The sequence below is a fragment of the Endozoicomonas sp. ALD040 genome, from assembly GCF_049275945.1.
Taxonomy (GTDB): Bacteria; Pseudomonadota; Gammaproteobacteria; order Pseudomonadales; family Endozoicomonadaceae; genus Endozoicomonas_A.
On the sequence record NZ_CP184829.1, the window covers coordinates 4,080,860 to 4,092,842 of the forward strand.

12 protein-coding genes are annotated in these 11,983 nt (G+C 49.0%); 6 read left to right on the forward strand and 6 right to left on the reverse strand.

Features of this window, described 5'->3' with window-relative positions:
• Window positions 1–131: 131 nt before the first annotated feature.
• The 3 genes from ACOJUN_RS15030 to ACOJUN_RS15040 form a co-directional block, all read right to left on the reverse strand.
• Window positions 132–470 (reverse strand): hypothetical protein, encoded by a 339-nt coding sequence (locus ACOJUN_RS15030; RefSeq protein WP_422132751.1) that lies wholly within the window; start codon window positions 468–470, stop codon window positions 132–134.
• Window positions 471–919: 449 nt separating this feature from the next.
• Complete coding sequence (locus tag ACOJUN_RS15035; protein WP_422132752.1) at window positions 920–1,465, reverse strand: hypothetical protein; 546 nt, start codon at window positions 1,463–1,465, stop codon at window positions 920–922.
• A 346-nt stretch (window positions 1,466–1,811) separates the two neighbouring features.
• Window positions 1,812–3,185, reverse strand: a complete 1,374-nt coding sequence (locus ACOJUN_RS15040) for a TatD family hydrolase (RefSeq protein WP_422132753.1) — start codon at window positions 3,183–3,185, stop codon at window positions 1,812–1,814.
• 208 nt (window positions 3,186–3,393) lie between these two features.
• Here ACOJUN_RS15040 and ACOJUN_RS15045 point away from each other — a divergent pair, with 208 nt between their 5' ends.
• Window positions 3,394–3,777 (forward strand): gamma-butyrobetaine hydroxylase-like domain-containing protein, encoded by a 384-nt coding sequence (locus ACOJUN_RS15045; protein WP_422132754.1) that lies wholly within the window; start codon window positions 3,394–3,396, stop codon window positions 3,775–3,777.
• 4 nt (window positions 3,778–3,781) lie between these two features.
• Here the strand turns inward: ACOJUN_RS15045 and ACOJUN_RS15050 are convergent, their stop codons facing one another.
• Window positions 3,782–4,297 carry a hypothetical protein gene (locus tag ACOJUN_RS15050; RefSeq protein ID WP_422132755.1) on the reverse strand — a complete coding sequence of 172 codons (516 nt, stop codon included), beginning with the start codon at window positions 4,295–4,297 and terminating at the stop codon, window positions 3,782–3,784.
• A 224-nt stretch (window positions 4,298–4,521) separates the two neighbouring features.
• On the opposite strand from ACOJUN_RS15050, the gene adk reads away from it, so the two are divergent.
• From adk to ACOJUN_RS15075, 5 genes are all read left to right on the forward strand, one after another.
• Window positions 4,522–5,172: an adenylate kinase gene (gene adk, locus ACOJUN_RS15055; protein WP_422132756.1), complete on the forward strand. Its 651-nt coding sequence runs from the start codon at window positions 4,522–4,524 to the stop codon at window positions 5,170–5,172.
• Window positions 5,173–5,323: 151 nt separating this feature from the next.
• Window positions 5,324–5,995 carry a tRNA (adenosine(37)-N6)-threonylcarbamoyltransferase complex dimerization subunit type 1 TsaB gene (gene tsaB, locus ACOJUN_RS15060; RefSeq protein WP_422132757.1) on the forward strand — a complete coding sequence of 224 codons (672 nt, stop codon included), beginning with the start codon at window positions 5,324–5,326 and terminating at the stop codon, window positions 5,993–5,995.
• Window positions 5,996–6,108: 113 nt separating this feature from the next.
• Window positions 6,109–6,924 carry an undecaprenyl-diphosphate phosphatase gene (locus tag ACOJUN_RS15065; protein ID WP_422132758.1) on the forward strand — a complete coding sequence of 272 codons (816 nt, stop codon included), beginning with the start codon at window positions 6,109–6,111 and terminating at the stop codon, window positions 6,922–6,924.
• 219 nt (window positions 6,925–7,143) lie between these two features.
• Window positions 7,144–7,803: a peroxiredoxin gene (locus ACOJUN_RS15070; RefSeq protein ID WP_422132759.1), complete on the forward strand. Its 660-nt coding sequence runs from the start codon at window positions 7,144–7,146 to the stop codon at window positions 7,801–7,803.
• 199 nt (window positions 7,804–8,002) lie between these two features.
• On the forward strand, window positions 8,003–8,788 hold the full coding sequence (locus ACOJUN_RS15075; RefSeq protein WP_422132760.1) for a class I SAM-dependent methyltransferase: 786 nt from the start codon (window positions 8,003–8,005) through the stop codon (window positions 8,786–8,788).
• A gap of 81 nt (window positions 8,789–8,869) precedes the next feature.
• On the opposite strand, the gene plsB is transcribed toward ACOJUN_RS15075, so the two are convergent.
• Together plsB and ACOJUN_RS15085 are read right to left on the reverse strand one after the other, a co-directional pair.
• Window positions 8,870–11,350, reverse strand: a complete 2,481-nt coding sequence (plsB, locus tag ACOJUN_RS15080) for a glycerol-3-phosphate 1-O-acyltransferase PlsB (RefSeq protein ID WP_422132761.1) — start codon at window positions 11,348–11,350, stop codon at window positions 8,870–8,872.
• Window positions 11,351–11,569: 219 nt separating this feature from the next.
• Window positions 11,570–11,956 (reverse strand): hypothetical protein, encoded by a 387-nt coding sequence (locus tag ACOJUN_RS15085; protein WP_422132762.1) that lies wholly within the window; start codon window positions 11,954–11,956, stop codon window positions 11,570–11,572.
• Window positions 11,957–11,983: the final 27 nt, after the last annotated feature.

Consider the following 11,983-nt stretch of genomic DNA (forward strand, 5'->3'; position numbering starts at 1 on the left):
CGAGGGTATTTCGTCTGCCCAGTAGGCCATTGAACAATCCCTTCGTAGTTAAGCGATTTTCAACGTTTTGTGGCTACTTGCAGTGCACAAATGGCAGTCACCGGCACTGAAAGTAGCAGAGTTGGTCACGGCTATCTCCAAGTCCCATCGTCTCTCAAAAGGTAGATTCTCCACCAATCGGCAGTGGCAACTTTTACCCGGGTGCCACTGGTGTCTAACCACGGGTGGTCGCTATCACCGGTTTTTACTGCAGCTGCAACGACCCGATCCTTAAGATAAATGGTAGCTTTTGCTTCCTCTGATCCATCGGCGCGCGGACAATAGATTGTCACGCTGTTGTCATAAATGCCAGTACCGATAGCAGCCCTTGGGCCGAAAGCACCTTGTTGTGCGTTTTGCGGAGCTTGTTGTGAGGTTGACTCTGAAAACCCAAAAGCGCCGGTAGTGGTGTTATTATTTACGTTATGCATATTAAGTTCCTCTAATTAAATAAGTATCATCCTTGATTGCAAGGGCTTTGGTTTGAAGGACATTCAATACTGATGTCCTATGATAGGTTAGACCGGGTTTCAGAGTGAAAGTTCATAACATGGATGGCAGCGTGACTAACAAGAAAACAGGACCCTGATAAACCGCGTTGAGCCTGTCATTTTGCTGAAGTAGAGATTTTGAGTATGCAGCAAATAACCCCCGAAGCTCTGAATGAATCCTCGCTATGCAGGCTTTAGTCCGAAAGGCTCCAAAGAGCTGCATCATGGTCGATATGCTGCCGTCTGCAGGGCAGCCATTATGGACAAAATACGCCTCCGACTCAGCCGGAGGCTATTGAACAATCCCTTCTTAGTTCAGTGATTTTCAACGTTTTGTCGCTACTTGCAGTGCACTGATGGCAGTCACCGCACTGAAGAAGCGTAGTTGATCACCTCTCCATAGAAGTGTCTTGTAAGAACCATAACCCATCATCATCCTTAGCGTAGGTTTTCGCCACTCCATCAGTGGTGATCTCCGCTCGGGTGCCATCGTCCCTTAAGTCGGCTGGAGCGATCGAATCCTGTAAGAACCATACTCCTTCAGCATCCTTAACGTAGATTTTCGCCACTCCATCGCGATTGTTAATCACCGCCCGGTTGCCATCGGCACTTAAGTTGTCTGGAGTGATATGATCCTGTAAGAACCAGAAGCTATCAGCAGACTTAACGTAGGTGCTCGCCACTCCATCACGAGTGTTAACCACCGCCCGGGTGTCATCGGCACTTAATTCGGCTGAAGTGATCATATCATCCACGCTAAAGGTGACTTTTATTTCGCCTCCTTCTAAGATTGACGCACTGTTACCAAAATTGTCATGTTTATTAATGACGATAACACTCCTCCCAAAACAAGTACCTTCTGGTGTGTTTTCCGGAGCTTGTGGCGCGGGTGAATACCCGGTAGCGCCGCTAATGTTACCATTATTTACGTTCATATTATGTTCCTCGAATTAAATAAGTATTCCTTGATTGCAAGGATTTTGGTTTGAAGGGCATTCAATATTGATGTCCTACGATGGGTTAGAACGGGTTTCAGACTGAAAGTTCATAACATTGTTGTAAGCGTAACTAACAAGAAAAAAGGACTCTGTTGTAAACCGCGTTTAGTCGGTCATTTAACTGCAGCATAGACTTTCAGCATGCAGCAAAAAATCCCCGAGACTCTGAAACAATCTCAACGACTGTTCATGCCGGTTGAGATGCTGCCATCTGCGACACCCTCTTTACGGCGGGGAGGGTGTCAATAATCCGATTCATTGCAGGTGGGATAACAGTACTGCGTCAGTTACCGAGGGAGAATATACGTCTGGCATTGTCGGTGGTTGCAGCGGCAATCTCTTCGCCATCCACGCCAAGCACCTGGCTCAGCGCGTGGACCACATAGGGCAGATTAGCCGGTTCATTATCATTTCTTCTTCTGCCACCCCGACGATTTTCTAACCGCTCTGGCATGACCAGATAAGGCTCTAAAAACGGTGCATCGGTCTCAACCATCAGGCGCTCACGCAGAGTCTCCCAACCAACAGAGCGCAGTGCCTTAACCAGATCTTCGTTACGTTTGTCGCCGATATAACCGGTAATTCCGATGGAACAGCCCAGATCAAGATAGGCCTGCAGTTGCTCACTGTTACCCGTGAAGCAGTGAACGCAAGCCATGGCTGGTGAAGGCAACTGATTTATGTGATCTTTCAGAATGCCGATGAAGTCATCATGGGCAAGTCGCTCATGCAAAAACAGTGGTTTTTTCAGCTCTGCAGCCAGCTCCAATTGTTCCGTGAACACGGTTCGTTGCACATCAGGAAACGACCATTTGCGATCGTAATCCAATCCACACTCACCCACCGCAATGCAGTGACGATCCCCCTGTTTAAGTATTTTTCTCATTTCCCGTATGCCACCTTCTCGGTGGAAATTCTTGGCATCGTGTGGATGGCACCCCACTGTATAGTACAAAGAGCATGGGGAGGAATCTAAAAATCCACAAGCTTCAGCAGCTTTCGCCGATGGCTTCGGCCATTGAGCTACCAGTTTCTGAGCCTTTTTCGACGCAGAAATGGAAGTGCCCGTTATCATGATGCTACCAACCCCTGCCCGGGAAGCTTCTGCAAGAACCTGGGGCAAGTCAAAGCAGTCTTTAACGAGATTGGCTCCAATATCAACCAGTGGCGTCGTGTATAGAGGCTTGAACCTCGGGCGAGTCAGATTTACCTTGCCCGACTCTGGCCGGGCAGCTAACTGGAAACCAAAAGCTTCATCATCCCTGGCAGGCGCATCAGGTGATGCTGCGGCCTCGCTTGAGCGCTGGCAATATCGGGACTCCAGGCCCTTATCCATGACCTGCTGACCCTGAACGGCAGGGTAGTTCGGGTTGCCAAGGTATCGGAATGCAACGGGAAAAACGCCTGAAGAAGCCTTGTCAGCAGAACCTGAGCCTTTCTTCTTTTTTTTCATTTTCCGTGGCTTTGAACGGCCTTCTTGCCAGACTTTCAGATCCGCTTCGTCCGCGGCCCATTGCGTACCTTTGCTGCCACCAGTACTGACAGTCCTACCGAAACGAGCACCTTCTCCAGCCTCTTGCGGTTGAGGTTGAACAGGTTGTGACGTGATTGGGTTTGAACCGCCAACAGCGCCGGTAGTGTTATTTGAGTTAATCATATTAGGCTCCTTCAATTAAATGAGTATTCTCCTTGATTACAAGGGTATCGGGTTGAAGGGCATTCAACAGCGATGTCCTCCAGTAAGTCAGAGTGGTTCTCAGATTGAAAGTTCATGACATTGACGTTAGCGTAACTAACAAGAAAACAGCACTCTGATGTAAACTGCGTTGAGCCAGTCATTTAACGATGCAGTAGAGACTTTAAGCATGCAGCAAAAAATCCCCGAAGCTTTGAACTTTCACAGGCAATCCCAACGACTGGAATTGAAATACGGCGGCGATGAGTCTTATCAGCTCAGCAGTGAGATGCTTCGTGTCCACAGTCCTTCTGCCGAGGTCAGGGGACATGGTACTCCAGTGCTGCAAACTGGGAAAAAGCAGGTTCAGGTCACCAATATAGAAAAGGTGGGCCACTATGCCATTAAAATTCACTTTAGTGATGGCCATGACAGTGGTATTTACGACTGGGGCTATCTCTACGATCTTTGTGTCAACCAGGAAGCGTACTGGGAGGCCTATCTGGAGAACCTGCACCAGGCAGGTGAAAGCCGGGAGCCCGATGCTGATGTTGTCAAACTGATGATCAGTTAAATCGTTAGTTGAACAGTGTCCCTCTGGGTTTCCACAAATAGACTGCTGTACTCCAGGGGCATTCATAGAGCTGCATCAGGGTTCTCTCATTGTGAGAGACGACGATCTGGTAAGTGACCGATTCTCTCTGAGGCCTGCTGGTCAGGATAACGGTGGCAGGTCTACTGATAAGAACAGGGGTTCCGCCCAGGTTAAGGGTCTGTTGGTAAAGCCTGTTCATGATGGTTGAGATGCTGCCATCTTCGGGATCGTAGGAAAAATTTTCGGCAAATGAAACTCTGTAAGTGCGCTTGTCAGCAGGCAGGTCGCCAATGTTCTTGCTAATACTGCAGTTGTTGAGATCAAGATAGCCAGAAGGGGGGCGGTTACTTTTTATAGCGGAGAGTAGCCAGCGATGCCCCATGATTTTAGCGTCAGGAAGTGCCATAGATGTGACCGGCAGGGTCATAGCCATCAGGGACACAGCCATTATGGATAGTACCTTTATGGATAGTACTTTTGCATTGTATGGCCATCTCATATCTGCTTCTCTCTGGAATGGGTGTTCTGGAGACTTTATCGGCCAAGGGATTAAGAAATTTCATCGTTGTGAGTTAACCTCGTTTACCCTGATGATGGGTGCATGGAGGTTAGAATTTTCCTGTATCAACTTGTAACCCAGTGGCTCTGTGTATATCCTTTGTGCCTTTTAAAATCGTCGTGGCAATGCTCAAACACTGGGTCTTGTCAGACAGGAGCCTGTTCATGAGAGTGATTCTGTTGGGTGCCCCGGGTGCCGGTAAAGGTACGCAAGCCCAGTTCATCATGGAAGAGTTTGGTATCCCCCAGATCTCTACCGGCGATATGCTGCGCGCAGCGATCAAGGACGGTACCGAGCTGGGCCTTAAAGTCAAAGCGGTTATGGATTCCGGCGCCCTGGTTTCAGATGAAATCATCATTGAGCTGGTTAAAGAACGTATTGCCAGGGATGACTGTGCCAATGGATTCCTGTTTGATGGCTTTCCCAGAACCATTCCCCAGGCTGAAGCACTTCGTGATGCCGGCGTCGACATTGACCATGTGATCGAAATTGCCGTTGAAGATGAAGAGATTGTTCAACGCATGGCAGGAAGACGTGTTCACCCCGACAGTGGCCGAACCTATCACGTTGTCTATAACCCACCGAAGGTTGAAGGTAAAGACGATGTGACGGGTGAAGACCTGATTCAGCGTGATGACGATACGGAAGAGACCGTTCGCAAGCGTCTGGGCGTTTACCATGACCAGACGGCCCCTCTGGTCAGCTTCTATAAGTCTATTGAAGGCCAGACCCGTTATAGCCGTGTAGAGGGTGTAGGCAGTGTTGATGATATCAAGGCTAAAGTGATCAGTGCCCTGAAGCCTGGGGCTGCCTGATAAGCTCTGCTGTCTGGCATCTCATGATGCTGATCGTAAAAAAAGGACGACTGTTCGTCCTTTTTTTACGTTTTCAGGAGACTTTCTCATGAGCTGGCAACGATATAATACACCGTTAGCCGCATGAGTTACCCCTATTAGAGATACGCTGATGAAAATTCTGGCTCTAGATAGCGCTACAGAAGCCTGTTCAGTGGCACTGAATCTGGATGGCGAGATTGTTGAACATTTTGAGTTGTTACCCAGAAGGCACAGCCGTGAGCTTTTGGGAATGGTCGACAATCTACTGAAAAAACAGGCAGTCAGCCTGTCTGATCTGGACGCTTTGGCTTTTGGTTGCGGGCCAGGTGCTTTCACAGGTCTCAGAATAGCGGCTGCCATGGTGCAGGGGTTGGCGTTTGCCATCGATAAACCGGTTGTTGCCGTGTCAACTCTGAGAGCACTGGCGCAGGAAGGCTTCAGAGTGCATCAGTCAAATGCCGTACTGGCTGCTATTGATGCCCGTATGGGTGAGGTTTATTGGGGAGCTTTCAAGGAAGAGAATGGGCTGATGCAGCCAGTGATTGAAGAGCGCGTTATCACCCCCGAAAAAGTTGTCCTGCCCGATGGCAAACAGAATTGGCTGGGTATGGGGACGGGTTGGCAGTTCGAAGACCAGCTGGCAGCAAAAGTGGTGAAATGTTTTCCCGAGGCATATCCCAGGGCGGCAGATATCGCCATTCTGGCTGCGGCTGATTTCAGCGAAGGACTCAGTGTCCCTGCTGAACAAGCCAGGCCAGTCTATCTCAGAGATAAAGTGGCTCTCAAGAAAAGTGAACGATAAAACTCGTTTTCTCCTTTAACAATTAAAGCCTGATGGGAAGTGCTTTCTTCCTTTGTGAGATGACACAGAAGTCGGCATGGGCTGATATTATCCATCAGGGGAGGGAAGCTATCGTGGATAGCCTTCAGGTAATCATTCTTGCTCTGCTTCAGGGCCTGACAGAGTTTCTGCCGATTTCCAGTTCTGCTCATTTGATAATGCCTGCGCAATTGTTGGGCTGGAAGGATCAGGGTCTGGCATTTGATGTGGCGGTTCATATTGGCACATTGATCGCGGTTGTAGGATATTTTCGTAAAGACTTGATCAGAATTACTCAGGATTGGCTGGGCTCTCTGATGGGTAAAGGCTCATCGGTCAACAGTCGTCTGGGTTGGTACCTGATTTTTGCTACCTTGCCAGCGGTTGTGTTTGGTTTTGTCCTGAAGTCCTTGGGCCTGGACGAGGCTATGCGCAGTATTGCCGTCATTGCGGGGACAACCATGATATTTGGTGCGCTTCTCGGTTGGGCAGATTACAAGGGGAAAAAAATACAACCTATCGAAAAGTTAAACTTTCGTCAGGCCATGTTAATTGGTTTTGCCCAGGCTATCGCCTTGATTCCGGGCACCTCTCGCTCAGGCATAACCATGACCGCTGGCCTTATGCTCGGTTTGACCCGGGAGGCAGCAGCCCGCTTTTCGTTTTTGCTTTCTATTCCGGTCATACTCGGAGCAGGGCTGCTTCTGACACTGGACCTTGTTAAAGCGACAGAGCCGGTGGACTGGAGCGTACTCTTCTCTGGTGCCCTGTTGGCAGGCTTCAGTGCCTGGGTTTGCATATACTTCTTTCTGTCGTTTATTAATCGAATCGGATTAATGCCTTTTGTGATCTATCGCTTTATTCTCGGCGCATTACTGATCGCTGTGATGGTGTTCCAGGTAAACACTTAAAGCATCGCTACCCATCCTGTCCGGATGGGTAATTTCATCTTCAAACTGTAAATTCCGGTTGATCATTTGCATAAACAGGCTTTACTTCTCATAGGTTGTAATTCGGGACGGGTCGGGTAAGACTCTATCTGTTTCAGACTGATCTTAATGAGAACAGTTTTTCATAGATAGTACTGAGATACTGGCTTTTGACCCGAGGTAGATCCCCGAGGAATTGACATGACTCTGAGAATTAATGACGTTGCCCCTGATTTCACAGCTCAAACCACCCAAGGCTCTATTCGGTTTCATGACTGGATAGGTGATTCCTGGGCTATTTTATTCTCCCATCCGAAAGACTTTACACCTGTCTGTACGACAGAGCTTGGCTATATGGCCCGGCTGCAACCAGAGTTCGAACGACGCAACTGTAAGCTCATTGGTTTGAGTGTGGACCCTGTAGATGATCATGAACGCTGGGCCAGAGACATTGAGGAAACTCAGGGGCACCTGCCCCTGTACCCCATGATTGGTGACACGGACCTCAACGTAGCGAAGCTGTATAACATGCTGCCTGCTGACGCAGGTGATAGCTCAGAAGGGAGAACAGCTGCCACCAATGCTACGGTCAGAACCGTATTTATCATCGGCCCTGACAAACAGGTCAAATTGATGATGACCTATCCAATGACCACCGGCAGGAATTTTGACGAGATCCTTCGTTCTCTGGATTCTATTCAGCTGACCAGCCGATGCACCGTGGCTACTCCAGTGAACTGGCAGCCTGGTGAGGATGTGATTATTCCACCTGCGGTTTCAGAGGAAGAAGCTAAAAAGAAATTCCCGCAGGGTTGGAAGACTCTGAAGCCTTACCTGAGGGTGGTTGCTCAGCCTGATTAATGCTCGAACTAATATCTGAAACTTCCTCTATTAACAGAAACAGCAGGCCAAATGTCTGCTGTTTTTTTATGGTGCACAGTTACAGAATAGCGGTCTGGAACCAGCCCGGGAGGCCCCCTTTAGAAATGATTCGAGGTTTTCAAACAGCTCTCCGGTGATAAAATCCGATCTAACTAAACGCGTTGTGAGCAATAGGTGAATGGCCAGTTCTGTCGTAGTACAAATTCATCCGGATCCTGATAAGCAAGCCTATCTTGAGACGCTGCTGAGTTCCATGGATGGAGCCACTTACATTGAGAATCCGGCTGGCTGCCGGGAAAATCAACTTATTCTGGGTTTCGAAGATGATCGCCTTTCTCTGACACGGGCTTGTGGAAAAGAAAAACCCATCAGTGTTGATTTTGTGGGCGGCAAGGCAGGCCACAGAAGAAAGTTCGGCGGCGGGAAAGGTCAGGACATAGCCAAAGCTGTGGGTTTGAATAAAGGTGTCAAACCTCATGTTCTGGATGCCACAGGTGGGCTTGGTCGAGATGCCTTCGTGCTGGCCTCTCTTGGCTGCAAGGTGACGGTCATTGAGCGCTCTCCCGTCATCGCCGCTTTGTTGGAAGACGGCATCAGAAGAGCGATAGCAGATCCGGAGGTCTCAGAGATTGCCGGACGTATGCAGCTGATCAAAGAAGACAGTCGTCATGCTATGGCGTCGAGTCTGTCCCTTGGAAAACAGTTTGATGTCGTTTATCTCGATCCCATGTTTCCGCATAAAGAGAAGTCTGCAGAGGTCAAAAAGGAAATGAAAATCTTTCAGGCACTATTATCAGGTGATCCCGATGCCGATGAGTTGCTTGAGCCTGCCCTGAAACTGGCCCAATACCGGGTGGTGATTAAAAGACCCCGGTTATCACCGGAGTTGGGCAATACCTCACCTACCTACAAACTGGAAGGAAAGGCATGCAGGTATGATATCCACGCTCTTAAAGCATTTTAGTGAAAGGTTCAGGACTAGCGGTTCCCTCTTTCATCATCCAATCATCCGACGATGAAAGAGGGTTCCCGAACCGAAAGCGAGTTAATGCTCTTCGACAGGAGCAGGTTGGGTTTTGGTGGTTTGCAGTATGCTATGACGGACTTCGCTGGTCAGGACCTTAAAGGCTTCGTCCGCGACCATTTTGACTTCATCGCCGTAGTTGAGCTTGTTAGTCCGGGTGATCTCCACGACGTTATTGAGTCTTAACTGCTCGATAAAGTTTTTGAACAGCGCCTTGTCAAAGAACTCAGGGGCATTCAACCCGTGGATAATGGACAGTCTCTGAGCCAGAACACGACTCTGGTTTTCCAGGGTTTCCTGTTCGATATTGCCGCTGTCATTACTGATCAGCAGGCTGATGACCATGAAGAAGCGCTCAAGGGTCTGGGCAATGGCACGGGAAAGCACCGTCAGGGTGACAAACTGCACTGAGCTGTAATCAGGTCGGCGGTAATAGCCGTCATGGTCACTGATGATAAGCCCTTCACTTGCCAATGTTTCCAGCCACTGGTTGACCACTTTCAGAAATCCTCTTTTACTCCATCTGAGAAAGAGCTCGGATTGAAGATAAGGGTATAAAATGGAACAGACTCGGAGAATTTCTCTTTGTGTCATGGCATTGTTGTTGATAAACAGACAGCTGAGCAGGGAAGGTACGGCAAACATATGCAGTACGTTATTCCGGTAATAAGTCATCATTACCGCCGTTTTTTCGTCAAGACTGTAAACATCTCCCAGAGAATCAGTGAATTTATTGAGTACATCCAGCTTCTCGGCATAGCGGATAACGCTATAGCCATCCATATCAGTAATAACTGTTTTTTGGCTGTAGGGAGATTTCCTGAGGAGTTGCTGATAAGTCTCAATCAGCAGAACCAGCTCCTGTTCACCCAGAGCATGACGTGGCGATGAAAGCAGGGCCATGGCAATCAGGTTGATCGGGTTGATGACTGCCGCTGAGTTAATCCCACTGGCAATTTTGAAAGCAAGTGTGTTGGTAGCTTTCTTTAGCCACTGTTGTTTAAAGTCTTCAGACTGATCCTGCTGCCATTGAGGTACTTCCTTATCCAGGAATTCACCCATGCTGACCGGGTTACCAAAGTTAATCCAGGCTTTGCCAAACTGATCCCTCAGGGCTGCCAGTGTGCGCACAACGTCAAGAGGGGACTCTTTTTTCTTGCTCTTGCCCCGCAGCTCACTCATGTAAGTGCTGACTTCCAGTAACTTCTCATAACCGATATAAACCGGCACAAACAGTATGGGTCGTCGGTTATCTCTGAGGTAGCTTCTCAGGCTGATAGAGAGCATGCCGGTTTTCGGGTTCAGGGTTCGACCGGTTCTGGAGCGGCCACCCTCAACAAAATATTCAATGGGGAATCCACGACTGGACAGGGTATGCATGTATTCATGAAAGACTGCACTGTAGAGAGGGTTGCCTCTGAAGGTTCTTCTCATAAAGAAAGCGCCGCCTTTACGGAGAATGGTGCCAACGACAGGCATATTCAGGTTGATACCGGCAGCAATATGGGGAGGTGTCAGTCCTTCATTGTAAAGAGCATAGGAAAGCAACAGATAGTCAATATGGCTGCGGTGACAGGGTACGTAAACAACGCTGTACTTCTGGGAAAGTGCTTTGATCGGTTCGATGTTATTGATCGACAGGCCGTCGTAGAGCTTGTTCCAGAACCAGGTCAAGACAATGTCCAGAAACCTGAGGACCGGATAAGAGTAGTCAGAGGCGATTTCATTGGCGTATTGTCGAGCCTTGTTCTCGGCCTCGATCAGGGTGATTTCCCGGGCAGCGGCTTCAGCTTCTATGGCTTTGCGAATCTGTGGTGTATGGATCAGGCCATTGACCAGTATTCTTCGGTGAGAGAGATCAGGACCAATGACAGACTCTCTGAGCTGACGAAAGTGCACCCTGAGAATACGACCCACCTTTCGGAGAGTGCGGCAGTGTTCCTGGCCTTCATCCACCATTTCTCTCAGGGACATGGCTGGATTAAAGTGAACCATGGTCTGTCTGCCATGGAGCAGAATGGCCATAAACTTCCTGAACCGTCCTCCCAGGCTGAAGTTCCAGTCAAAAAGGAGCTTCAGGGCGGACTGCTCTTTATCCGGGGCCCGTCCCCAGAAAATACTGACAGGAACCAGCTGAACGTCGCGGTCAGGATGCTCCTCGGTTTCCCTGAGAAGATTTGCCAGTGTATCTGCCGTTTCCGGATGCTCTCTTTGAAGCAGAACGCCTCGCTGCTGAGTCAGATAAAAATAGGCCTGATCACCGTTCTTGTGACCACTGTGAATAAACGCATAGGGTCGTGGCAGACCGGCTTTTCGACACTCCTGCTCAACTACCATCAGATCGGACAGGGAGCGGTTACGAAGTACGTAGCAGACAGGCTTGTCTGGCTGAATCCCAAGGCTTTGTGCAGTGTTGTTATGAACCGTTGTTCTAACCCAGATGAATAACAGCTTTCTCAAGCTATGAAACAAAAAGCGACTGAGAGTATTGGGTTTGTGCATGGAATTGGTCGCGGCCTGAAATCAAGAGGGTGAATGGCTGTCGGTGGATTCTAGCTTGAATAGAGGCCGTGGCGCAAAGAGGAAAGTGACTATTTCCCGGATTGAAAACAGGTTCCCGGAGTGAAGGCACGCCAGTAAGGGTTTTGTTCTTTCCTGGCGAGCAAAAGCAATGGGGAAAAGCCAGAAGCGCTTAATAGCTTCTCTGGCAGCAATAAGTTTTCAAAGAGCATTAGGCCAGGAGACCGTGCTTTCTTCGCCTGTTTCCGTCATCTGCCACCATTCATCCATATCTTCACCGTCTGACCAGGGGGCTGCATTGGCCCTCACCCGGCACCTGGCAAACTGGTTCAGGCTTCTGGCGCAGGCCATATCATCACTCCAGGGGGTTTTATTGGCTTTGAACCAGATGCTGGTCCAGGCTTTGCCAACCGCACACTCAACAATCATCACCGGCGCTGAGTCTTTCTCGCTGTGCAGCAGAAAGTCGTGGACTTTCTTGCCGCTACTAAGAACTTCAACGCTATCAAAATTAACCGTGAGCCATTTCCGGATCATCTCCAGGCTCAGGTCTTTGACATAAATTTCTAGATCTTCAACCTTGTTCATAGGGTCTGTATGTCTGAGAGTAGAGGA

Excerpts from the sequence above, each read along its gene's own strand:
- ACOJUN_RS15085 (WP_422132762.1), bottom strand. The coding sequence starts at position 11,956 with ATGAACAAGGTTGAAGATCTAGAAATTTATGTCAAAGACCTGAGCCTG.
- ACOJUN_RS15030 (WP_422132751.1), bottom strand. The coding sequence starts at position 470 with ATGCATAACGTAAATAATAACACCACTACCGGCGCTTTTGGGTTTTCA.
- ACOJUN_RS15050 (WP_422132755.1), bottom strand. The coding sequence starts at position 4,297 with ATGAGATGGCCATACAATGCAAAAGTACTATCCATAAAGGTACTATCC.
- plsB (WP_422132761.1), bottom strand. The coding sequence starts at position 11,350 with ATGCACAAACCCAATACTCTCAGTCGCTTTTTGTTTCATAGCTTGAGA.
- ACOJUN_RS15075 (WP_422132760.1), top strand. The coding sequence starts at position 8,003 with ATGGCCAGTTCTGTCGTAGTACAAATTCATCCGGATCCTGATAAGCAA.
- ACOJUN_RS15070 (WP_422132759.1), top strand. The coding sequence starts at position 7,144 with ATGACTCTGAGAATTAATGACGTTGCCCCTGATTTCACAGCTCAAACC.
- adk (WP_422132756.1), top strand. The coding sequence starts at position 4,522 with ATGAGAGTGATTCTGTTGGGTGCCCCGGGTGCCGGTAAAGGTACGCAA.
- ACOJUN_RS15035 (WP_422132752.1), bottom strand. The coding sequence starts at position 1,465 with ATGAACGTAAATAATGGTAACATTAGCGGCGCTACCGGGTATTCACCC.
- ACOJUN_RS15040 (WP_422132753.1), bottom strand. The coding sequence starts at position 3,185 with ATGATTAACTCAAATAACACTACCGGCGCTGTTGGCGGTTCAAACCCA.
- tsaB (WP_422132757.1), top strand. The coding sequence starts at position 5,324 with ATGAAAATTCTGGCTCTAGATAGCGCTACAGAAGCCTGTTCAGTGGCA.
- ACOJUN_RS15045 (WP_422132754.1), top strand. The coding sequence starts at position 3,394 with ATGCAGCAAAAAATCCCCGAAGCTTTGAACTTTCACAGGCAATCCCAA.